Origin of the sequence: Tahibacter sp., assembly GCF_035481375.1 — a bacterium.
GTDB lineage: Bacteria > Pseudomonadota > Gammaproteobacteria > Xanthomonadales > Rhodanobacteraceae > Tahibacter.
Genome location: NZ_DATIGT010000342.1, coordinates 1 through 21,455, shown reverse-complemented (window position 1 = coordinate 21,455; position 21,455 = coordinate 1). Strand labels below are relative to the sequence as shown.

The window sequence follows — 21,455 nt, the reverse complement described above, 5'->3', positions numbered from 1 at the left end:
GGCTGGCGCAGCGTGTAGTTCAGCGCGCGGTCTTCCATCGCGTGGGCTTCGCTCGACCATTGCGTGATCGCCGCGGCGAAGAAGCGCAGGTTCGACACGGCGCGCGGAATGTCGACGCTGCGGGCGAGCGCGAGCGGCTTGCCGCTGTCGCGCGATTCGGCGACGGCGAAGGCTTCCAGCCGCGACTCGACGAGATCGGCGAGTCGGTTCAGACACTGCGCGCGTTCGCCGGCGGGCCGGCGCGACCAGTCGGGAAAGGCGCGCTCGGCGGCGGCGACGGCGAGGTCGATGTCGGCCGCATCAGAGTCGGGACAGCGCGCGTAGCGCTCGCCGGTCGCCGGTTCGAACACGTCGAGCCAGCGGCCGTTGACGGGCGCGGCGAGGCGGCCGTCGATCAGATTGCTCAGGGTCTCGGTCATCGCGCGATGGTAGCGCGGGCGCGCGGCTCGCCGCAGCGGCGAACGCTCAGGGCGGCGGTTCGTCGTCGGCCGCGAGTTCGCGCGCACGGCGCAGGCCGAGTTCGCGCAGCCGGCGCAGTTCGTGCGGATCGCGCTGCGGCGCCGGGCCGCCGGCGCCGCGCCACAGCAGCATTGCGTTGCAGAACGCCCAGAGCAGGCTGGTCAGCACGACGAGCAGCGTGTAGCCGTAGCCGTCGTTCTGCCAGGCGTCGCCGGGCGTCGCGCCGGGCAGCAGCCAGAGCCACAGACCCAGCAGCAGGCACTGGCCGAGCACGAGACCGACGATCGGCGCGCCGAGTCCTTCGACGTGCTGCGGCGTCGAGGAATACACGCGCAGCGACCACGCCGCGGCGACGCCGAGCCCGAGCGCGAACAGCAGCGGCAGCAGTCCCAGCACGAGCACGATCGCCGCGCCCATGCCGTAGCGCAGCCAGCCCACCACGCCGTCGGCTTCGTCGACGAGCCAGGCGACGCGTTCGAGCGCGCGCAGCGTGCGCGGCGCATACAGACCGATCAGCAGGGTCTGTGCGGCGACGATGCCGGCGAGAACGGCGAAGCGGACGGTCGATGCGGGCAAGCGGCACCTCGTCGGAATGTCCTGCGCGACGCTCGCGCGTGCCTGCAGTCTGCAGCGGGCACGCGAGCGGCGGCACGGGCTGTTGTTGCCGCGGCACCGCGTTGATGTTGCGTGCGTTGACGGCCGGCGCCGGTTGTCGCGCAGCCGTTGTCCCATCGGCGCGCTGAACCCTGGCGTAGCGGAGCCAGCCGTCGCGAAGCGGCGGCTGCGGGATCGTCATCGCGGCGACGCCTTATCGCGCGCCGCGAACGATCCGCGCGACCGTCACAGCGACTGCATGCGACCGCCGTCGACCGGCAGGTTGACGCCGTTGATGTAGGCGGCGGCGGGCGAGGCGAGGAACGCGATCGCGGCCGCGATCTCGGCGGCTTCGGCGAAGCGCGCGGCGGGCACGCTCGCGAGCATGGCCTGTTCGATATCGCGCTCGGACTTGCCGCTCGTGGCGACGCGGTCGCGCACGATCTGCTCGAGGCGCTGCGTGCGCGTGTAGCCGGGCAGGACGTTGTTGACCGTGATGCCGTGAGGACCGAGCTCGGTCGCGAGCGTCTTGGCCCAGCTCGCCACGGCGCCGCGGATCGTGTTGGAGACGCCGAGGTTGCGGATCGGTTCCTTGACCGACGTCGAGATCACGTTGATCACGCGGCCGAAGCCTGCCTCGCGCATGCCGGGCAGCACGCTCTGCAGCAGCGCGTGATTGGCGAGCAGGTGATGGCGGAACGCGTCGACGAAGGCGTCCGCCTGCGCCGTCTGCGCCGGGCCGCCCGGCGGGCCGCCGGTGTTGTTGACGAGAATATGGAACGGCGCCGCATAGGCGGTGCTTTCCACTTTTTTCTGCAGGACGGCCGTGTCGGCCATGTCCGCCGCGATGAAGCCGTGCGTCTGCGCCGCATGCATGCGCGGCAGCGCGTCGACGACGGCGGCCAGCGCTTCCGCATTGCGCGCGAGCACGGTCACGTTGGCGCCGAGCAGCGCGAGTTCCTGCGCCGCGGCGCGGCCTATGCCTTGCGAGGCGCCGCAGACGAGGGCGTGGCGGCCGTTCAGATCGAGCTGCATGGGGGAATCTCCGGATCAGCCGATGCCGCGCGCAATCTTGTGGACCATCCGCGGCAGCAGTTCGTCGTCGCTGTCGCCGCGCGGCACGTCCATGGTGTCGAGATCGAAGCCCATGGCCGCGGCGTCGTCCTCGTCGAGTCCGTCGAATTCGCGGAAGTCGGCGTCGAGCAGCGCCATGCGCGCCGAGGTCTCGTCGTCGTAGCGCAGATACTCGCCGGTCGCGCCGAGCACTTCGGCGATGCCGCTCGCGAAGATGTCGAGCCGCGACCAGATCAGCGTGTCGCCGAAACCGGCACACCACCAATAAGTGTTCACGCGTTCTTCGGCGGCGTGCTGGCCGGTGTCGATGTCGTCGCTCATACCAGTACTCCGGTCATGCGCAGGATCAGCAGCACGGCGGCGCAGGCGCTGCCGACCGCGATGGCCCAGGCGGCGATGCTGCCCGGGAACGCGAGAAAACGCAGGTTCTGGTCGGCCGACGTGCGCCAGGCGAAACGCAGGAACCAACCGAACGCGCGCGGCGACAGCGGCGTCGCGCCCATCAGCGGGCGGTCCTGCGGATGCCGGTCGCGCAGCTGCGTCGCGACCAGCGGCCAGCTCATGACGTAGGCAGTCAGGCCGAAGATCGCGAAGCCGAGCGCGAGGAGCAGCAGGAACAGCACGTCAGAACTCGGCGTGGCCGGGAACGCGCGGATAGGGAATCGCATCGCGGATGTTCGCGAGTCCGCAGGTGTACACGACCAGACGCTCGAAGCCGAGGCCGAAGCCCGCGTGCGGCACGGTGCCGTAGCGGCGCAGGTCGCGATACCACTGGTAGTGCGCCGGGTCGATGTTCATCTTGGCCATGCGCGCGTCGAGCAGGTCGAGGCGTTCCTCGCGCTGCGAACCGCCGACGATCTCGCCGATGCCCGGCGCGAGGATGTCCATCGCCGCGACGGTCCGGCCGTCGTCGTTGAGGCGCATGTAGAACGCCTTGATCTGTTCCGGATAGTTCATGACGACGGCCGGGCGGCCGACGTGCTGTTCGACGAGGAAGCGTTCGTGCTCGGTCTGGAGATCCATGCCCCATTCGACCGGGAAATCGAAGGTCTTGCCGGAGTTCTGCAGGATCTTCACGGCGTCCGTGTAGTCGATGCGCTCGAACGGCGACGCGAGGAAGTTCTCGATGCGCGAGATCGCGGTCTTCTCGACGCGGTCGGCGAAGAACGCCATGTCGTCGCTGCGCTCGTCGAGCACGGCCTTGAATACGTATTTCAGCAGCGCTTCGGCGAGGTCGGCGTCGGCGGCGAGATCGGCGAACGCGATCTCCGGCTCGATCATCCAGAACTCGGCGAGGTGGCGCGAGGTCTGCGAATTCTCGGCGCGGAACGTCGGGCCGAACGTGTAGACCTTGCTGAGCGCGAGGCAGTAGGCCTCGACGTTGAGCTGGCCCGAGACGGTCAGGAACGCGTCCTTGCCGAAGAAGTCCTTGGAATGATCGACCGCACCCTTGTCGGTGCGCGGCAGGTTCGCGAGATCGAGCGTGGATACGCGGAACATCTGGCCGGCGCCTTCGGCGTCGCTGGTCGTGATGATCGGCGTGTTGATCCAGTAGTAGCCGTTTTCGTGGAAGAAGCGGTGCACAGCCTGGGCGAGGCAGTGGCGCACGCGCGTGATCGCGCCGAAGACGTTGGTGCGCGGGCGCAGGTGCGCGACCTCGCGCAGGAATTCCATCGAATGCGGCTTGGGCTGGATCGGATAGGTTTCGGGATCGTCGACGAAGCCGGTGACTTCGATCGCGCTGGCCTGCAGCTCGTAGCTCTGGCCCTTGCCCTGCGATTCGACGACGGTGCCGGTCGCGATGACGCCGCAGCCGGCGCTGAGCTTGAGCACGTCGGATTCGTAGTTCGGCAGCGTGTTCGGCGCGACGATCTGGATCGGATCGAAGCACGAGCCGTCGGCGAGGTTCACGAACGACAGGCCGGCCTTGGAGTCGCGCCGGGTGCGGACCCAGCCGCGGACCGTGACTTCGCTGCCGACCGGATGCGTGCCGGCCAGCGCGGCCTTGATGCTGACAACCGCCATGGATTTCTACTCCGCGAGAACGTGGGCGCTGCAGGCGCCGGGAAGCCGCCGATGATAGCGGAACTGTGCCGGAGGCGGCGCCGGCCTTGGGTTTCGCGCCGCGCGACCCCATTGCGGCCGCAGGCCATAGCGCGTTGCGTTATTGGTCGTCCCGGCTCACGCGACTAGAATCCGCCTCATGTCCATTTCCCTGACCCCCGCCGCGCGCGAGCGCATGATCGATTTCCTGGCCCGCGACGCGAACGCGAAGGCCGTGCGTTTCGGCGTGAAGCGCACCGGCTGTTCCGGCTACAGCTACGTCGTCGACCTCACCGACACCATCGCCGCCGACGACCATTGGATCGAGGACGCCGGCGTCAGGCTCGTCGTCGACGCAAAGAGCCTGCCGTTCGTCGACGGCACCGCGATCGATTTCCAGAAGTCCGGTCTCAACGCGCAGTTCGTGTTCGAGAACCCGAACATGACCGGCGAATGCGGCTGCGGCGAGAGTTTCACGATCGGCTGATGCGCCGGGGCCGGCCTGGCGCCGGCGACGTTCCTCCCGGCAACAGGCCGCCGTTCCGGCGGCGTTCTCGTCCATGAAAAAAACGGCGTTTTCCGCCGGTATGCTTTTCATTCAAAGAAACCGGCGTTTCCGCCGGTGCACATTTCATTCAAAAACCGGCGCTTCCGCCGGTTTTGGTTCTCAGGTCGTCGCCGGCTTCTTCGCGCCGAGCGAGTCGATGAGTTTCGTCAGCGCATCGACTTCCGGCATCAGCGCGTGATTCGGGTAGGCCGTGCGGATCTGCGTCAGCAGCGCCTTGGCTTCCGCATCCTTGCCCATGCGTTCGCTGAGCAGGCGCGCCGCGAGCAGATACATCTGCGGGATGTCGGCGCTCTTCGGGTGGCGCTTGTGGAAGCCGCTGATCAGGCGCAGGGCGAGCTGGGTCTGGCCGAGCGCCGCGGCGCGATTGGCCAGCCGTGTGTTCGACTCGGCGTCGGTGACCGCATAGGACGGATCGAGTTCGACGAGTTCCCGGAACAGCTCGACCGCCGCTTTCTCGCGATCCTGCGCGAGCAGCATCGGCAGCCATTCCTTGCCGTGGCGCACGAGTTCGGTCGTGTCGCCCTTGAGGCGCAGCAGCTTGCGGTACTGCGTGTGCACGGCCTCGGTGCCGCCGCGTTCGCGCAGGTGCGCGCGCAGCGCGTCGGTCGCGAGGTCGGTCTCGCCGTCGCGGACCATCTGCGCGACTTCGTCGAGGATGAACTGGTCCGGATCCGCGTTGCGATTGATCAGCGGCAGCGGCGCGGCGTCGGGCGTGAAGCCGAGCTCGTCCTGGTACTGCCAGACCAGATAGCCCATCAGGTGAAACGTCGCGAGCAGTGCGTAGCCCGAGATGAAGTAGAACAGCGGCAGGCCGATCAGCAGCGGGACGAAACCTTCGAGCAGCGCCTGCGCATTCGCCGCGCTGAGGAAGATCAGCGTCATCAGCCCGTAGGCGAGGAAATACGGCCAGCCGAGCCGGCTCATGATCTGCATCCAGGTCGCCGGGTTCAGCGCATGCCAGAAGTTCTGGTCGATCGCGAGCGACATGCAGGCGCCCGGCCAGCCGAGCAGCAGCAGCAGCGTCGTCGCGAGCCCGAAGAACAGACCGGCGTCGCCGAACAGCAGATAGCCGATAAAGAACGACAGGAACGCCATGACGATGAAGGCGGCCTGCAGCAGCACGCCCATCCTGCCGACCGATTCGTCCATGTCGAGCGTGTTTTCCGGCGGCTCCATGCTGCCGTTCGCGGTTGCGCGCAGGATCTCGAACGCGAACTTGTACAGCGCGATCGTCACGAGCAGCGTCACGATGCGGCCGACGCCGGGCAGCAGGCCGAGCACGCGCGCGAGCGACAGCACGACGAGTGTGATCAGGGCGCCGGTCTGCGACGGATAGAGGGAAATTTCGCGCAGCCGCTGCCAGAACGGCACGATGGTCGGGGTATTCATGGGAAGGATTCTTTCGTGAGCGATGACGAGGCGGTCAGCGGCGACCGCCCATGATGGAGCCGAGCACGCCACGCAGGATCTGGCGTCCGAGCTGGTTGCCGACCGAGCGCATGGCCGACTTGGCCGTCGCCTCGATCACACCCTGGCGGCGCTTGGTGCCGAACAGGGCATCCTTGATCATGCCGCCCCAGCCGCCGCTGTCTTCGGCTTGCGCGGCCGTTCCGCGTTTCTTCGCCGCGGGTTCGGCTTCGGCCGTTTCCTGCGCGGCTTGTTCGTTGCGTGCGCGGATCATTTCATAGGCCGATTCGCGATCGAGCGCCGTGTCGTATTTGCCGCCGACCGGCGAACGTGCGCGGACCGCCGCGCGCTCCGCGTCGGTGACCGCGCCGATGCGGCAGCCCGGCGGCGCGATCAGCACGCGCTCGACCGGCAGCGGCACGCCGCCGTCCTGCAAGGTCGTCGCGAGCGCTTCGCCGACGCCGAGCTGGGTGATGACGTCGGCGACTTTCTTGATCTTCGGATTCGGCGGAAACGTTTCGGCGGCAGCTTTGACCGCCTTCTGGTCGCGCGGCGTGAACGCGCGCAGCGCGTGCTGCACGCGATTGCCCATCTGGCCGAGAATCGTCTGCGGCACGTCGTCGGGATTCTGCGAACAGAAATAGACGCCGACGCCTTTGGAGCGGATCAGGCGCACGACCTGCTCGACGCGCTGCACGAGCGCGGCCGGCGCATCGTCGAACAGCAGGTGCGCTTCGTCGAAGAAGAACACGAGCTTGGGTTTGTCGAGATCGCCGACTTCGGGCAGGCGCTCGAACAGTTCCGACAGCATCCAGAGCAGGAACGTCGAATAGAGCTTGGGTTTCAGGATGAGCTTGTCGGCGGCGAGCACGTTGACGATGCCGCGGCCCCTCATGTCCTGGCGCAGGAAGTCGGCGAGATCGAGCGCCGGTTCGCCGAAGAACTGATCGCCGCCGGCCTGTTCGAGCCCGAGCAGTGCGCGCTGGATCGCGGCGATCGACGGCGAGGAAATCAGTCCGTAGCGCTGCGAGATGACCTTTGCGTTTTCGGCGGCGAAGGTCAGCAGCGCGCGCAGGTCCTTCAGATCGACGAGCAGCAGGCCTTCGTCGTCGGCGAGCTTGAATACGACGTCGAGCACGCCTTCCTGCGTCTCGTTGAGTTCGAGCAGGCGCGCGAGCAGATTCGGACCCATCTCGGAAATCGTGCTGCGGACCGGATGGCCGAGCTGGCCGAAAATGTCCCAGAACACGACGGGATTCGCGGCGGGCTTCCAGTCGAGTTCGAGTTCGGCCACGCGCGCGTCGATCTTCGCGTTGCCGCCGCCGGCTTCGCAGAGCCCGGCCAGGTCGCCCTTGACGTCGGCGAGAAACACCGGGACGCCGAGCTGCGAAAAGCCTTCGGCAAGGCGCATCAGCGTGACCGATTTGCCGGTACCGGTCGCGCCGGCGATGAGGCCGTGGCGGTTCGCGTAGCGGGCGCGCAGCAGCACATCGATGTCGCTCTTCCCTAGCAGGATGTCGCTCACGTCCGCTCCCGAGTCGTTTGCAAAGGTCATGTGAAGGCCGATTGTAGCGAGGGTCGGCGGTATCGCGGCAATCCGTCTGGCGGAGCTCTCGAAAAACCGGGATTCCGGTGTTTTTCGGGCCGGCGGGCCGACACGGAGGTTTTCGCGGCGTGCGCGCCGTTATTGAAGCAAATGTCGAAAACCTTCGACCTTGCTGCGGCGCAGTCGAACGTCGCTCCGGAAAATCACCGGAACGGCGGCTTTTAGACCTTCCCTCAAGGGGCCTCCGTGTGTAACGTGCCGACCGTTCGTGTTGCGGGAGTGCAGTCTTGCGTATTCGTCTTGTATCGGCCGTGGCCGCTTCGTTGATCCTGGCCGCCTGCGCGGGTGCGCCTGCACGCAACGCGAAAAACGTGCCGGTGCCGGCGGCCGACGAGAACGAGATCGGCCAGCTGTACGCGCGCCTCGACGAGGCCGTGAAACGCTACGAAGGCAGCGCCGAACTTGCCGACGCGGGCGAACGCGAACGCGCGGCGCGCGAAGGCAATGCGGCGCTCGACGACCTGCGTGCCGCGGCCCTGCGCTGCCAGCAACTCCCCGGGTGCGAAAAAGAGCGGTTCCTGTCGGCCTTCGACGGCCTGCTGCGCCGCGACGCACCGATCGCCGCGGCCACCGGCGACCCCGAGAAGCCGGCCGCCGAGGATGCCGATCCGGAAGCCGCCGGCGAAGGTTCGCCGGTCGTGTCGGATCTGCCCGAGGCCGCGCGCTCGATCACGCTGCTCAAGGGCAGGCCGCTCGCCGAAATCATCGCCGTGAACGAGCCGGTCAAGGCCGGGCTCGAGGAATGGCTCACGCAGTACCGGCCGAATCTGATCCAGGCCTACGTCAACTATCAGTACATGCGCCAGCTGATGTGGCCGGAATATCAGAAGGCCGGCCTGCCCGAAGCGCTGCTGTTCGGATTCATCGCGAAGGAATCGGGCGGCAAGGTGCATGCGGTGTCGCGTTCAGGCGCGAGCGGGCCGCTGCAGTTCATGTATGCGACTGGGCTGCGTTTCGGTCTGACGACGAGCAACGGTTTCGACCAGCGTTTCGATCCGACCTTGTCCGCGCGCGCGAACGCGGCCTATCTGAACGAACAGTTGCGCGTGTTCAACAACGACCTCGAACTGGTACTTGCCGCGTACAACGGCGGTGAAGGTCGCATGGGCCGGCTGGCCGGCGGCGGGCGTGCGCGATTCTGGGACGCGTCGGTCTACGGTGCGCTGTCGCCGGAAACCCGCGAATACGTACCGATGGTGCTGGCGGCCGCATGGCTGTTCATGCATCCGGAGCGCTACAACCTCGAATTCCCGAAGATCGACACGCGCCTGGGCAACGTGACCTTGCCGCGCACGATGTCGCTGGCGGAGCTGTCGATCTGCTTCGGCCAGGAAGGCGGCAGCCGCGACGGCTGGTTTCGCGCGTTGCGCAATCTGAATCCGGCCTACGACCATCAGGCGGCGCTGCCGCCGGGGACTCGCCTTACCGTGCCGGTCGTGCTCGAGGCGGCATTTCCGCGCGCCTGCGCGCAAGGGCCGTGGCAGACGCTCGCGGCGGAATTGCATGCGGCGTCGATGCCGCAGGTTGCGATAGCGCGCACCGCGTCGACGCGCAGCAGTTCCGGCGGCGCACGCGGCCGCTACACGGTGCGCAAGGGCGACACGCTCGCGGCGATCGCGCGCAAGCATCGCTGCGCCGAAGTCCGGGAAATCGCGAGCATCAATCGCCTGCGCGCGCCGAGCTATGCGATCAAGCCGGGACAGACGCTGCAGATCCCGAGCTGCGGCAAATAAGGCTGGGTCGATTGCGCTGCGGACACGCGGCGCACCGGATTCGAGCCAAAAAAAAGCGCACCATCCCTGGTGCGCGCTTCCTTCTAGCCCGAACTTTTTTGGTGAACGTCAGCGATCAGGCGGCCTGCTCGCTGGAAAACCAGCTTTCGGCGGTCGCGGCCGGCGCGGCTTCGCGCAGGAAACGCAGCGCGCGCAGCAGGGAACGGTGAACGCCGTCGAGCGCGGGCAGCGTCGTGCCGCGGGTTTCGTGATAGGCGACCGTCAGCCAGAGCGCGATGCCGCGCAGGCGGACCGGCAGATTGTCGGAACGGGCGCGCGACAGACCGATGTCGGTGCCGCTGCCCCAGGCGCTGTAGCGCTGTTCCGGCGGCGTGGCATAAAGATGCGGAAACTCGCTCTTTGCGGCAGCGGAGAATTCTTTCTGGGTCAGCGTCGCAAGCTGCAGGCGGGCCGCGTTGCTGAGGCCGCCCATGAGCTTGTCGATTTCCTTGAACTCGCGCTGCAGCTGATAGGCCCGTTTGGTGGCGACAAGCCGCCAGATCAACTGCTGCATGGAAGTCCCCTTGGTGGTTTTTGCGGTTTTGCGAATTCGACGATCGCCGGCAATGCTATGCCGACAGACGGAGCAGATTAGCCGAGTCGGTCACAAACTGACAATCCTCGTCACGTTGTTTTGCAGTGCCGCGCACACAACCGGCGCGGGCGCATCGTCGGAATCGCCGGACGGAGCCCTGCGCCGTCGCCGCGATTCAGCGGATCGTTCCGATGCGCTCGCCGACGTTGACCGGCTGCTCGGGCACCAGCGCAGCGATCTCGCCGACGCCGGGCGGCAGCAGCACGATGACCGTGGAGCCCATGTTGAATCGGGCCATCTCGGCGAAGCGATCGAGCCGGATCGCGCGGTCGCGCCAGTCGCGCCGCGTCACTCCGCTCGCATACGGCGGGATCTCGAGGCCGGACCAGACCGTCGACACGCTGGACACCAGCATCGCACCGACCATGACGACGACGAACGGTCCGTGCTCGCCCTGGAAGTGGCAGACCAGCCGCTCGTTGCGCGCGAACAGCCGCGGGATTTCGGCGACCGGGCCGGGCGCGACGCTGAACAGGCGGCCGGGAACGTGCACGGTGCTCTGCAGCACGCCGGCCAGTGGCATGTGCGCGCGGTGGTAGTCGCGCGGCGACAGATAGACCGTGACGAAGCTGCCGTCGGCGTAGGCGACGGCATCCTCGTCGGAGGCGAGCAGCTCCGCGACGGTGTAATCCTGGCCCTTGGCCTGGACGATGCGGCCGGCGCGAATTGGGCCGGCCTGACTGACCTTGCCGTCGGCCGGACACAGCAGCGCATCGGCGGCCGGATCGGCCGCGCGCGCGCCGGGCTTGAGCAGGCGCGTGAAGAATGCATTGAAATGGTCGAATGCCGCGATGTCGGGCGTCTGGGCTTCACTGAGATCGACCTGATAGCGGCGCACGATCTGCCCGATCAGGAAATTCTTCCAGGGTCGCCAGGTCCAGCGCGTCGCCCAGTACACGAAGCGCGAAAGCAGCCGATGGGGCAGGGCGTACTGCAGCAGTATCGAGAGTTTCATCGCGGCGCGTTCACGAGAGTCTTGAGGTCGGTACCGATCGCGTTCGCGTCCAGCGGCGGGCGGAACAGGCCGACCAGACGCGCCTGTGGATCGATCAGCGCGACCGAAGCACTGTGGTCGACAGTGTACTGGCCGTCCTTGGCCGGTTCGCGTGTGTACATGACGCCGAGCGAGCGCGTCAGGCGCATGAGCTGTTCGTCGCTGCCGGTCGAGGCGATGAAGGCGGGATCGTAGAACGCCGCATAGCGTCCCAGCGTTTCGGGCTGGTCGCGCTGCGGATCGACCGACACGAAATGCACGTGGACGCGGTCGGCAAGGCCGGCCTGCGCAAGCTGCGCGCGCACCTGCTTGAGCACGCCGAGCGTGTTCGGACAGATGTCGGGGCAATTCGTGAAACCGAAAAAGAACAGGTTCCAATGATCCTTGAGGTCGACCTGCGTCAGCGGCTTCGCATCGCTGCGCGTCAGCCGGAACTCGGCCACCGGACGCGGCGATGGATAGCGCGTCAAGGCGACGGTCGCGGACTCGTCGCTGCCGAAGCGCTGGCTCAGCAGCCACAGGCCGAGGCCCGCGGCAAACGCGACGACGAGAATCAGGGCGGTCGGCAGCGTGCGGCCCGAGTTATGACGTGTATTCATTGGGAAGGTCTGAGCAAGTCTCTATCGTGAGGCTCCATGCCCGGCTGGCGGCACCTGCGGCCACGGCGAGTGTGGTGCGGCTGTTCCGGGCGTTGCTCCGCCGAAGTATAGACGCGGACGCCGTGTCGACGGCGCCCTATACTCTGCGGCCCTTTGTCGCTGTTCCTGCCATGACTGCCGAACTTTCCACGATCGTCGACTTCATCCGCTACGGCGCGAGCCGCTTTGCCGGCGCCGGCCTGACCTTCGGTCACAGCTACGACAACGCGCTGGACGAAGCGACGCATCTTGTGCTCTGGGCGTTGCACATGCCGCACGACCTGTCGCCGAACTACGGCCGGGCCAGGCTCGTCGGCGAGGAAAAACAGAAGATCCTCGGGCTGATCGAACGCCGCATCGCCGAGCGCAAGCCGGTCGCCTACCTCACCGGCGAAGCCTGGTTCGCAGGCCTGCTGTTCAAGGTCGACGAAAACGTGCTCGTGCCGCGCTCGCCGATCGCCGAACTGATCCAGAGCGGTTTTTCGCCGTGGCTCGACGAGATCGTGGTGGAGCGCGCGCTCGATCTGTGCACGGGTTCGGGCTGCATCGGCATCGCGATGGCGTCGCACAACCCGGGCTGGCAGGTCGATGTCGTCGACATCAGTCCCGCAGCGCTCACGCTCGCCAGAGCGAACGTGCAGTTCCAGGACGTGCAGGACCGCGTTCGCGTGATCGAGTCGGATCTGTTCGCCGCGCTCGGCGGCGAGGTCTACGACCTCATCGTGTCGAACCCGCCCTATGTGACCGAGCAGGAATTTGCCGATCTTCCGCCCGAATACGGCCACGAACCGGCGCTAGGTTTGAAGGCCGGTCACGACGGTCTCGACTTCGCGCTGCGCATCCTCGCCGAAGCGCCGGCGCATCTGTCAGAGGACGGCGTGCTCATCGTCGAAGTCGGCGAAAGCGAGCACGCGCTCGCAGCGCTGCTGCCGCGCGTGCCGTTCACGTGGGTCGAGTTCAACGTCGGCCAGATGGGTGTGTTCGTGCTCGAGCGGCGCGATCTCGTGGCCCATGCGGGCGACATCCGCGCGGCGCTTGCCGCGCGTGCGTGATTCAGGCCGGGCGCGTGTCGGCCGGGCGCGACTTACCTCAGTAGGCGAGAAACCGTGTCGAGCAATGCGTTCGGAAAACTGCTGACCGTAACGACCTTCGGCGAAAGCCACGGCCCGGCGATCGGCTGCGTCATCGACGGCTGCCCGCCGGGACTCGCGATCGCGCCCGAGGATTTCCGCGAAGACCTCGAAAGGCGTGCGACCGGCCGCAGCCGGCACACCTCGCAGCGGCGCGAGGCCGACGAGGTCGAGATCCTGTCGGGGGTCTACGAAGGCGTCACGACCGGCACGCCGATCGCGCTGCTGATCCGCAATACGGACCCGCGCTCAAAGGACTACGCGGAGATCGCCGAGCGCTTCCGTCCAGGGCATGCGGATTACACCTATTGGCAGAAATACGGCCGCCGCGACCCGCGCGGCGGCGGGCGTTCGTCGGCGCGCGAGACCACGATGCGCGTCGCGGCGGGAGTCGTCGCCAAGCGCTGGCTCGCCGAGCGTCACGGCGTGCAGGTGCGCGGGTGGCTCGCCGCGCTCGGCCCGCTGACGCCCGGGGTTTTCGACTGGGACGCCGTCGAAACCAATCCGTTCTTCTGGCCCGACGCGGCGATGGTGCCCGAGCTCGAACAGTTCATGGATCGTCTGCGCAAGTCCGGCGATTCGATCGGCGCGCGCGTCAGCGTCGTCGCCTCCAATGTGCCGCCGGGCTGGGGCGAACCGATCTACGGCAAGCTCGACGGCGAACTCGCTTCGGCGCTCATGAGCATCAACGCGGTCAAGGGGGTCGAGATCGGCGACGGCTTCGACGCCGTCACCCAGCGCGGCAGCGAACACCGCGACGAAATGACCGCCGAAGGATTTCTGTCCAATCATGCGGGCGGCATCCTCGGCGGCATCTCGACGGGCCAGGACGTGGTTGCGTCGATCGTGCTCAAGCCGACGTCGAGCATCCTCGTTCCGGGCCGCAGCGTGAACGTCCGCGGAGAGCCCGTCGAGGTCGTGACCAAGGGCCGCCACGACCCCTGCGTCGGCATCCGCGCGACGCCGATCGCCGAGGCGATGGTCGCGCTCGTCCTCATGGACCAGGCGCTGCGTCATCGCGCGCAATGCGGCGACGTCGCACCAGTCCAGCCGCGAATTCCGGCCAAACCCTGAATCCCCGCGCGGGCGCGGTCGGTCGTCCGCAATCCTGAAGTATCAAACTGGAGAAGTTTAAATGTCTGCTAGCTCGGCGGAACGCAAGTTCAAGGTGGCCATGGTCGGCGCGACCGGTGCGGTCGGCGAAACCCTGATCGGCATTCTCAAAGAGCGCAAATTTCCGGTCAGCGAATTCGTCGCGCTGGCGAGCGAACGCTCCGCCGGCGGCCAGATCGATTTCGGCAACCAGAAGGCCACGGTGCGCGATCTCGCGACCTACGACTTCGACGGCGTCGACATCGCGTTCTTCTCGGCCGGCGGCAGCGTCAGCCGCGTACATGCGCCGCGCGCCGCGGCGGCCGGCGCGGTCGTGATCGACAACACGTCCGAGTTCCGCTACCAGGACGACATTCCGCTCGTCGTGTCCGAAGTGAACCCCGATGCGATCGCGGGCTACACGACGCGCGGCATCATCGCAAACCCGAACTGCTCGACCATGCAGATGCTCGTCGCGCTCGCGCCGATCCACCGCGCCGCCGGCATCACGCGCATCAATGTCGCGACGTATCAGTCGGTGTCGGGGGCGGGGCGCTCGGGCCTGGAGGAACTCGGCCGCCAGACCGCGGCGATCCTGAATTTCCAGGAGGCCAAGCCGCAGAAGTTCCAGGCGCAGATCGCGTTCAACCTGATCCCGCAGATCGACGACTTCCAGTCCAACGGATACACCAAGGAAGAAATGAAAATGGTCTGGGAGACGCGCAAGATCCTCGGCGACGACGGCATCGAAGTGAACCCGACTGCGGTGCGCGTGCCGGTGTTCTACGGTCATTCCGAGGCGGTGCATGTCGAAACCCGCGACAAGATCACAGCCGAGCGGGCGCGCGAACTGCTAGAAAGCGCGCCCGGCGTGATCGTGGTCGACGAGCGGGCCCCCGGCGGCTATCCGACGCCGGTTTCCCATGCCGCCGGGCAGGATGCGGTGTACGTGGGCCGCATTCGCGAGGACATCTCGCATCCGCGCGGGCTCAACCTCTGGGTCGTTTCCGACAACATCCGCAAGGGCGCCGCATTGAACGCGGTCCAGATTGCTGAGCTCTTGGTGAAATCGTATCTGTGATCTATAGTTACGATTGTGTTATAAGGCATTTTCGAGATTGCCCGGCGGCCTTTCAGGCCGCCGGGCAGTCTTTCGCAAGGACGCGATCGATGCCGGATCTTGTTGTAACTGCCTGATCCGGCGCGAAAAAATTGTGGGAATCATGCTGCGAAGGGGATCGGCCGGTGCTTGCGCATCTGCCGGTGGTTCGCGGGGCGTCGAGACAGTGCTTAAGACCAGGCCGTAGGCCACTGCCACCCAGGGGGCTGACCTCATGAATGGATCGCTGAAACTTACGTTGGCCGTAGCGCTCGCGCTGAGCAGTACGAACGCGCTGGCGCTGGGCCTGGGAATGATCCAGGTCAAGTCGGGCTTGAACGAGCCCCTGGTCGCCGAAATCCCGGTGACCGGCGGTCCCGACGAAACGGCCAGCGTCAGCGTGGCGCTCGCCGCAGCGTCCGATTTCGAACGCGTCGGCCTGTCCCGCTCGCGCATCCTCGTACCGCTGGAGTTCGCGGTCGCGACCGGTGCCAAGGGCAACGCGGTCATCAAGGTCACGACCAAGGAACCCGTCCGCGACCCGTTCCTCGACTTCCTGATCGAAGTGAACTGGGCCAAGGGCAAGCTGCTGCGCGAATACACGGTGCTGCTCGATCCGCCGACCATGGCGCCGGCGATCAAGGGCTCGCGCGCCAGCACCGCGCCGGTGCGCGACGGCGCGACGCCGGCCGCATCGACGCAGCTTCCGTCGGCCAAGCCGTCCAAGCCTTCGGGCAGGCCGGCGCGCACGACCGATACCGCGGCGGCACCGGCTCCGGCAGCTCCTTCTGTGCCCGCCGCACCGCGCAGCGCCGCGTCCGGTGAATATGGTCCGGTCGCCCAAGGCGAGACGCTCTGGGAAGTCGCCGCGGCAACGCGTCCCGACGAGAGCGTTTCGTTGAATCAAGTGATGGTTGCGCTGTTGCGCAACAACCCGAACGCGTTCTATCGCGACAACATCAATTCGCTGAAGCGCGGCGCGATCCTGCGCGTGCCGAGCGCCGATGAAATCCGTGCGGCCGGCTCGGCCGCCGCCGCGGCAGCCGAAGTCCGCAGCCAGAACGACGCCGCGCGCGGCGGGGCCGCGGCGCCGACGCTCGTTGCAGACACCGGCGCGACGCCGTCCCGACCGTCGGGCAGCGCGTCGACGGCGTCGACTGCCAAGCCGGGCGATCGCCTCGAGCTCGTTCCGCCGAAATCCGGCAAGGATGCGTCGGCCAGTGCCGAGCGTCCGGGTGCCGGCGGCACCGGCGATTCGACCGTGCGCGCGGAACTCGCGCGTACCAAGGAAGCGCTGGCCAGCAGCAACCAGGAAGCCAGCGAGCTCAAGTCGCGCGTGCGCGAACTCGAAGAGCTCAAGACCAAGAACGACAAGCTGCTGACCTTGAAGGACTCCGAGCTGGCCGCGCTGCAGCAGAAGCTCAAGGAGCTGCAGGACAAGGCGTCCAAGCCGGCGGCGCCGGCGACTGCGGCCACGCCGCCGCCGGCGTCGACGACCGCTCCGGCCGCGACGACCACGCCGCCCGCATCGACGACGACGACCGTGACCGCGCCGAAGCCCGGCGACAAGGGCGGCGCGCTGACCAAGGAAGAAATCTGGGGCACGGCCTCCTCGACGCCGCCTGCCGGCACCTCGACGCCGTCCACGACGCCGTCGGCGACGAGCACGCCGCCCGCCGCCACGCCGGGTTCGACCACGACCCCGCCGGTCGCGACGACGGCACCGTCCTCCACGGCAACGCCGCCGGTTTCTACGCCGAGCGCCACGCCGGGCACCACCACGCCGGCCGCGACCCCGTCGACGACTCCGGGCATCACGCCGGATCCGTCGGCGACGGCAACGACCACGCCGCCGGGCGCGACCGCCACGACGCCGCCGGCTGCGACGACCGCGCCGCCCGCGACGACGACGCCGGCCAAGCCGGCGACGAGCACGACCGCGCCGGCCAAGCCGTCGACACCGGCCAAGGTACAGCCGCTGCCGGCAGCCAAGCCCTGGTACATGGAGCCGATGACCTGGGTCTACGGACTCGGCGGACTTGCAGTGCTCGGCGCGCTGGGCTTCCTCGGCTCGCGTCTGCTCGGCGGGAAGAAGTCGACGGCCGCCGCAGCGGGTGCGGGCGCCTACGCCGAAACGACCTCGCCGCTGCAGGACGAGGAGGACGCACTGCTCGATCGCCTCGCGCAGTATCCCGACGACACCTCGGCCCATCTCGAACTGACGAGCCTGTACTACTCGCAGGGCGACGCGGACAAGTTCGAAGCCGCCGCCCAGGCGATGTACGCGCATATCTACGACACGAACATGCCCGAATGGCAGCAGGTCCAGGCCATGGGTCGCGAGCTCGTGCCGTCGAATCCGCTGTTCGCCGAGCCGGTCGCCTCGTCGGCCCCGGCCTTCGGCAGCTATCAGCACGCGTCGCCCGAGCCGATGCGATTTGACGGCTTCGACGACGGCTTCGGCGCTCCGCCGGCCGCTCCGGCTGCGAGCAAGGCCGACGACGATGCCTTCGACTTCGACCTCGCCGACCGCAGCGCTGCGCCGCCGGCACCGGCCGCACGCGACGATTTCTCGTTCGATCTGACCCCGCCGCCGGCCGCTGCAACGCCGCCGCCGCCGAGCAACTACCAGACCCAGGTGCAGCCGCTGCCGCCGATTCCGGATCTCGCTCCGCTGCCGTCGCGCGTCGATGACGACCTGCTCGCGTCCGACGATGCGATCGGCACCAAGCTCGATCTGGCCAAGGCCTACCTCGACATGGGCGACCCGGACGGTGCCCGTTCGATGCTCGAGGAAGTGCTGATCGAAGGTTCCGACTCGCAGAAGGGCGAGGCGCGCAAGCTGCTCGCCGAGATCCGCTGATCGCGAAACCGTTCACTGCGTGACGAAAAGGCCGGCGCAAGCCGGCCTTTTTCATTGCCGGCCGGGCAGTTGCGAGGGCCTGCGCCGGCCGCGGCCGGGTTCGGGCTACAATCGCGCCCCTTTTGCCCCTCGCCGGAGCTGGCTTGCGCATCGCCCTGGGCGTCGAATACGACGGCACGGATTTCCTCGGCTGGCAGCGGCTCGACCGCGGACGGACCGTTCAGGGCGTGCTGGAGCAGGCGCTGTCGTTCGTCGCGGCGACGCCGGTCGAGGTGGTCTGTGCGGGACGCACCGATTCCGGCGTGCACGCGCGTTGCCAGGTCGTTCATTTCGACGCACCGGTCGAGCGCGCCGATCGCAGCTGGCTGCTCGGTACGAATTCGCGCCTCCCCGACGACGTCTGCGTGCGCTGGCTGCAGCGCGTACCGGCGGATTTCCATGCGCGCTTCTCGGCGCGTGCGCGGAGCTATCGCTACACCTTGCTCAACCGGGCGGTGAGGCCCGCGCTCGAGGCGCGCTTCGTCGCCTGGGAGCGGCTGCCGCTCGACGCCGCGCGCATGCAGCAGGCGGCGCGGCACCTGCTCGGCGAACACGACTTCAACGCGTTCCGCACCGTCGCCTGTCAGGCGCCCAATCCGGTGCGCACGATCCAGGCTCTGAATGTCACGCGCGACGGCGAACGCATCCATTTCGACATCCGGGCGAACGCTTTCCTGCATCACATGGTCCGCAATATCGTCGGCAGCCTGGTGCCGGTGGGCCTCGGCGAGCGCGAGCCGGACTGGGTCCGCGACGTGCTGGCCGGCCGCGATCGCACGCTTGCCGGGCCGACGGCACCTTCACAAGGACTCACTTTTCTGCATCCTTCGTATCCGCCCGAATGGCAACTCCCAGCGGAAGTGACATTGTGAACGAGCGCGTGCGGGTGAAATTCTGCGGGTTCACGCGCGCCGGGGACGTGGCCGAGGCCTGCGCGCTCGGCGTCGATGCGATCGGCCTGATCATGACCCGGCGCAGCAGGCGCTTCGTCGATATCGAACAGGCCGCGGCGCTGCGCGCGGCGGTGCCGCCGTTCGTCGCGGTCGTCACGCTGCTGCTCGACGACGAGGCTGCCTGGGTCGACGAAGTCATTAGCCGCGTGGCGCCGGATCTGCTGCAATTCCACGGCGACGAACCGGCGGAGCGCTGTGCAGCGTTCGGGCGGCGCTATCTCAAGGCCGTGCCGATGGGCAGCGTCGCCGACGTGCACGCCTACGTGCGCTCGCATCCGCAGGCGGCGGGCTTCCTGCTCGACAGCCATGTGGCCGGCGGGCAGGGCGGCAGCGGCGTGGCGTTCGACTGGACGCGCGTGCCGCGCGATCTGGCCCGGCCGCTGCTGCTCGCCGGCGGCCTCGATGCGGGCAACGTGGCGCAGGCCGTGCGGGTCGCGCAGCCGTTCGCGGTGGACGTGTCCAGCGGCATCGAAAGCGCACCCGGCATCAAATGTGCGCAGAAGATGCGTCAATTCATGCAGTCGCTGAGGCGCGACCGCACCGACGAGGGAACTTTCGCGTGATGACCGATTTCCACAATTTACCGGATGCGCACGGACGCTTCGGCGCCTATGGCGGCGTGTACGTCGCCGAGACGCTGATGGCGCCGCTCGCCGAGCTGACCGCCGCCTACGAGCGCCTGCGCGTCGATCCCGAATTCATCGCCGAGTTCGACTACGACCTCAAGCACTACGTCGGCCGGCCGAGTCCGATCTATCACGCCGAGCGCCTGTCGCGCCGCGTCGGCGGCGCGCAGATCCTGCTCAAGCGCGAAGACCTGAACCACACCGGCGCGCACAAGATCAACAACACGATCGGGCAGGCGCTCGTCGCCAAGCGCATGGGCAAGCGCCGCATCATCGCCGAGACCGGCGCCGGTCAGCACGGCGTCGCGAGCGCGACGGTCTGCGCGCGCCTGGGCATTCCCTGCGTCGTCTACATGGGCGCCGTCGACGTCGAGCGTCAGGCGATCAACGTCTATCGCATGAAGCTGCTCGGCGCCGAAGTGCGGCCGGTGCAGTCGGGCTCCAGGACGCTGAAGGACGCGCTCAACGAAGCGCTGCGCGACTGGGTCACCAACGTGCACGACACGTTCTACATGATCGGCACGGTCGCTGGCCCGCATCCGTATCCGCAGATGGTGCGCGATTTCAACGCCGTCGTCGGCCGCGAAGCGCGCGCGCAGATGCTCGAGCAGTTCGGCCGCCTGCCGCACGCGCTCGTCGCCTGCGTCGGCGGCGGGTCGAACGCGATCGGTCTGTTCCATGCGTTCCTCAACGATGCCGACGTGAAGATCTTCGGCGCCGAAGCGGCCGGCGACGGCATCGAGACCGGCCGTCATGCCGCGTCGCTCGCGGCCGGTCGTCCGGGCGTGCTGCACGGCAACCGCACCTACGTGATCTGCGACGACAACGGCCAGATCATCGAGACGCATTCGGTATCGGCAGGCCTCGACTATCCCGGCGTCGGTCCGGAACACGCCTATCTCAAGGACAGCGGCCGCGCGCAGTACTTCGGCATCACCGACGACGAAGCGCTCGCCGCGTTCCACGAGCTGGCCCGCAGCGAAGGCATACTCGCGGCGCTCGAATCGAGCCACGCGGTCGCGCAGGGGATCAAGCTCGCGCGCGAACTGCCCGCGGATCAGCTCGTGCTCGTCAATCTGTCCGGCCGTGGCGACAAGGACGTTCACACCATCGCGCGCCGCGAAGGCCTGAGCCTCGTCTGACCTCTCCGTTCGTTTTCCGCATCGGGACACTCGCCACTCATGAGCCGCATTTCCGAACGCTTCGCCGCGCTGCGCGCCCAGCACCGGCCCGGCCTGATTCCCTTCATCACGGCCGGCGATCCCCTGCCGGAAGCCACCGTCGCCGTCATGCATGCGCTGGTCGAGTCGGGCGCCGACCTGATCGAGCTCGGCGTGCCGTTTTCCGATCCGATGGCCGACGGCCCGGTCATCCAGCACGCCAACGAGCGTGCGCTGGCCAAGGGCGTAGGGCTGACGCAGATCCTCGGCTGGGTGCGCGAATTCCGTACGCGCGACGCGCAGACGCCGGTCGTGCTGATGGGGTATCTGAACCCGGTCGAGATCCGCGGCGTCGAGCGCTTCGCCGCCGAGGCCGTTGCGGCCGGCGTCGACGGCGTGCTGCTCGTCGACTGTCCGGTCGAGGAAATCGCGACGGCCGAGCCGCTGCGCGCTGCCGGGCTCGACCAGATCTTCCTCGCCGCGCCGACGACGGACGACGCACGCATCGAGCGCGTCTGCGCCGCCGCGCAGGGATTCCTCTATTACGTCTCGTTCACCGGCATCACCGGCGCGGCGCACCTGAGCACCGATGCCGTGCGCGAGCGCGTCGCCGCGCTGCGCCAGCGCGCACGGACGCCGGTCGCGGTCGGCTTCGGCGTCAAGGACGCGGCGACCGCGGCGGCGATCGCGGCCTTCGCCGACGCCGTGGTGATCGGCAGCGCGCTCGTCGATACACTGGCGGG

The 21,455-nt window shown here is 67.8% G+C and carries 21 protein-coding genes; 10 read left to right on the top strand and 11 right to left on the bottom strand.

Annotation, left to right across the window (positions count from 1 at the left end):
* From VLF18_RS22695 to asnS, 6 genes are all read right to left on the bottom strand, one after another.
* On the bottom strand, positions 1–419 hold a 419-nt coding region (locus VLF18_RS22695; RefSeq protein ID WP_325281907.1), incomplete at its 3' end, for an aldehyde dehydrogenase family protein.
* 46 nt (positions 420–465) lie between these two features.
* Positions 466–1,035, bottom strand: coding sequence for a hypothetical protein (locus VLF18_RS22690; RefSeq protein WP_325281906.1), 570 nt, complete (start codon positions 1,033–1,035; stop codon positions 466–468).
* A 264-nt stretch (positions 1,036–1,299) separates the two neighbouring features.
* A complete protein-coding gene (locus VLF18_RS22685) occupies positions 1,300–2,088 on the bottom strand; it encodes an SDR family oxidoreductase (RefSeq protein ID WP_325281905.1) in 789 nt (262 codons plus the stop codon).
* A gap of 15 nt (positions 2,089–2,103) precedes the next feature.
* On the bottom strand, positions 2,104–2,448 hold the full coding sequence (locus VLF18_RS22680; protein WP_325281904.1) for a hypothetical protein: 345 nt from the start codon (positions 2,446–2,448) through the stop codon (positions 2,104–2,106).
* A complete protein-coding gene (locus tag VLF18_RS22675) occupies positions 2,445–2,750 on the bottom strand; it encodes a hypothetical protein (RefSeq protein WP_325281903.1) in 306 nt (101 codons plus the stop codon). The genes VLF18_RS22680 and VLF18_RS22675 overlap by 4 nt, the downstream gene beginning before the upstream one ends.
* Before the next feature lies 1 nt (position 2,751).
* On the bottom strand, positions 2,752–4,152 hold the full coding sequence (gene asnS / locus VLF18_RS22670; protein WP_325281902.1) for an asparagine--tRNA ligase: 1,401 nt from the start codon (positions 4,150–4,152) through the stop codon (positions 2,752–2,754).
* Between the two features lie 178 nt (positions 4,153–4,330).
* Here asnS and VLF18_RS22665 point away from each other — a divergent pair, with 178 nt between their 5' ends.
* Positions 4,331–4,657 (top strand): iron-sulfur cluster assembly accessory protein, encoded by a 327-nt coding sequence (locus tag VLF18_RS22665; protein WP_325281901.1) that lies wholly within the window; start codon positions 4,331–4,333, stop codon positions 4,655–4,657.
* A gap of 180 nt (positions 4,658–4,837) precedes the next feature.
* Here VLF18_RS22665 and VLF18_RS22660 read toward each other — a convergent pair whose 3' ends face one another.
* Positions 4,838–6,127 (bottom strand): tetratricopeptide repeat protein, encoded by a 1,290-nt coding sequence (locus tag VLF18_RS22660; protein WP_325281900.1) that lies wholly within the window; start codon positions 6,125–6,127, stop codon positions 4,838–4,840.
* A gap of 34 nt (positions 6,128–6,161) precedes the next feature.
* Positions 6,162–7,670: a helicase HerA-like domain-containing protein gene (locus VLF18_RS22655; protein WP_325281899.1), complete on the bottom strand. Its 1,509-nt coding sequence runs from the start codon at positions 7,668–7,670 to the stop codon at positions 6,162–6,164.
* Between the two features lie 308 nt (positions 7,671–7,978).
* Between VLF18_RS22655 and VLF18_RS22650 the strand changes: the two genes are divergently transcribed.
* Positions 7,979–9,484 carry a transglycosylase SLT domain-containing protein gene (locus VLF18_RS22650; protein WP_325281898.1) on the top strand — a complete coding sequence of 502 codons (1,506 nt, stop codon included), beginning with the start codon at positions 7,979–7,981 and terminating at the stop codon, positions 9,482–9,484.
* Positions 9,485–9,599: 115 nt separating this feature from the next.
* Here the strand turns inward: VLF18_RS22650 and VLF18_RS22645 are convergent, their stop codons facing one another.
* From VLF18_RS22645 to VLF18_RS22635, 3 genes are all read right to left on the bottom strand, one after another.
* Positions 9,600–10,037, bottom strand: a complete 438-nt coding sequence (locus tag VLF18_RS22645) for a hypothetical protein (RefSeq protein ID WP_325281897.1) — start codon at positions 10,035–10,037, stop codon at positions 9,600–9,602.
* Positions 10,038–10,233: 196 nt separating this feature from the next.
* Positions 10,234–11,073, bottom strand: a complete 840-nt coding sequence (gene asd / locus VLF18_RS22640) for an archaetidylserine decarboxylase (RefSeq protein ID WP_325281896.1) — start codon at positions 11,071–11,073, stop codon at positions 10,234–10,236.
* Positions 11,070–11,711 (bottom strand): SCO family protein, encoded by a 642-nt coding sequence (locus VLF18_RS22635; RefSeq protein ID WP_325281895.1) that lies wholly within the window; start codon positions 11,709–11,711, stop codon positions 11,070–11,072. Before VLF18_RS22635 ends, asd begins: the two co-directional genes overlap by 4 nt.
* A gap of 170 nt (positions 11,712–11,881) precedes the next feature.
* Between VLF18_RS22635 and prmB the strand changes: the two genes are divergently transcribed.
* The 8 genes from prmB to trpA all read left to right on the top strand — a co-directional run.
* On the top strand, positions 11,882–12,802 hold the full coding sequence (gene prmB / locus VLF18_RS22630) for a 50S ribosomal protein L3 N(5)-glutamine methyltransferase (protein ID WP_325281894.1): 921 nt from the start codon (positions 11,882–11,884) through the stop codon (positions 12,800–12,802).
* Between the two features lie 54 nt (positions 12,803–12,856).
* Positions 12,857–13,954, top strand: a complete 1,098-nt coding sequence (gene aroC / locus VLF18_RS22625; RefSeq protein ID WP_325281893.1) for a chorismate synthase — start codon at positions 12,857–12,859, stop codon at positions 13,952–13,954.
* Positions 13,955–14,015: 61 nt separating this feature from the next.
* The gene (locus VLF18_RS22620; protein WP_325281892.1) at positions 14,016–15,053 is read left to right on the top strand and encodes an aspartate-semialdehyde dehydrogenase; all 1,038 of its coding nucleotides are present in this window, start codon (positions 14,016–14,018) and stop codon (positions 15,051–15,053) included.
* Positions 15,054–15,306: 253 nt separating this feature from the next.
* On the top strand, positions 15,307–17,934 hold the full coding sequence (locus VLF18_RS22615; RefSeq protein WP_325281891.1) for a FimV/HubP family polar landmark protein: 2,628 nt from the start codon (positions 15,307–15,309) through the stop codon (positions 17,932–17,934).
* Positions 17,935–18,077: 143 nt separating this feature from the next.
* Complete coding sequence (truA, locus tag VLF18_RS22610; protein WP_325281890.1) at positions 18,078–18,845, top strand: tRNA pseudouridine(38-40) synthase TruA; 768 nt, start codon at positions 18,078–18,080, stop codon at positions 18,843–18,845.
* Positions 18,842–19,489: a phosphoribosylanthranilate isomerase gene (locus tag VLF18_RS22605; RefSeq protein ID WP_325281889.1), complete on the top strand. Its 648-nt coding sequence runs from the start codon at positions 18,842–18,844 to the stop codon at positions 19,487–19,489. The genes truA and VLF18_RS22605 overlap by 4 nt, the downstream gene beginning before the upstream one ends.
* Complete coding sequence (gene trpB / locus VLF18_RS22600; protein ID WP_325281908.1) at positions 19,489–20,694, top strand: tryptophan synthase subunit beta; 1,206 nt, start codon at positions 19,489–19,491, stop codon at positions 20,692–20,694. The genes VLF18_RS22605 and trpB overlap by 1 nt, the downstream gene beginning before the upstream one ends.
* A gap of 39 nt (positions 20,695–20,733) precedes the next feature.
* Positions 20,734–21,455 (top strand): tryptophan synthase subunit alpha (gene trpA, locus VLF18_RS22595; RefSeq protein WP_325281888.1); only part of this gene is annotated, 722 nt, incomplete at its 3' end.

Bases quoted from the DNA above. Each gene is read 5' to 3' on its own strand.
- VLF18_RS22660 (WP_325281900.1), bottom strand. From the start codon at position 6,127: ATGAATACCCCGACCATCGTGCCGTTCTGGCAGCGGCTGCGCGAAATT.
- VLF18_RS22615 (WP_325281891.1), top strand. From the start codon at position 15,307: ATGAATGGATCGCTGAAACTTACGTTGGCCGTAGCGCTCGCGCTGAGC.
- VLF18_RS22620 (WP_325281892.1), top strand. From the start codon at position 14,016: ATGTCTGCTAGCTCGGCGGAACGCAAGTTCAAGGTGGCCATGGTCGGC.
- VLF18_RS22635 (WP_325281895.1), bottom strand. From the start codon at position 11,711: ATGAATACACGTCATAACTCGGGCCGCACGCTGCCGACCGCCCTGATT.
- asnS (WP_325281902.1), bottom strand. From the start codon at position 4,152: ATGGCGGTTGTCAGCATCAAGGCCGCGCTGGCCGGCACGCATCCGGTC.
- VLF18_RS22685 (WP_325281905.1), bottom strand. From the start codon at position 2,088: ATGCAGCTCGATCTGAACGGCCGCCACGCCCTCGTCTGCGGCGCCTCG.
- trpB (WP_325281908.1), top strand. From the start codon at position 19,489: ATGACCGATTTCCACAATTTACCGGATGCGCACGGACGCTTCGGCGCC.
- VLF18_RS22680 (WP_325281904.1), bottom strand. From the start codon at position 2,448: ATGAGCGACGACATCGACACCGGCCAGCACGCCGCCGAAGAACGCGTG.
- prmB (WP_325281894.1), top strand. From the start codon at position 11,882: ATGACTGCCGAACTTTCCACGATCGTCGACTTCATCCGCTACGGCGCG.
- VLF18_RS22645 (WP_325281897.1), bottom strand. From the start codon at position 10,037: ATGCAGCAGTTGATCTGGCGGCTTGTCGCCACCAAACGGGCCTATCAG.
- VLF18_RS22665 (WP_325281901.1), top strand. From the start codon at position 4,331: ATGTCCATTTCCCTGACCCCCGCCGCGCGCGAGCGCATGATCGATTTC.
- asd (WP_325281896.1), bottom strand. From the start codon at position 11,073: ATGAAACTCTCGATACTGCTGCAGTACGCCCTGCCCCATCGGCTGCTT.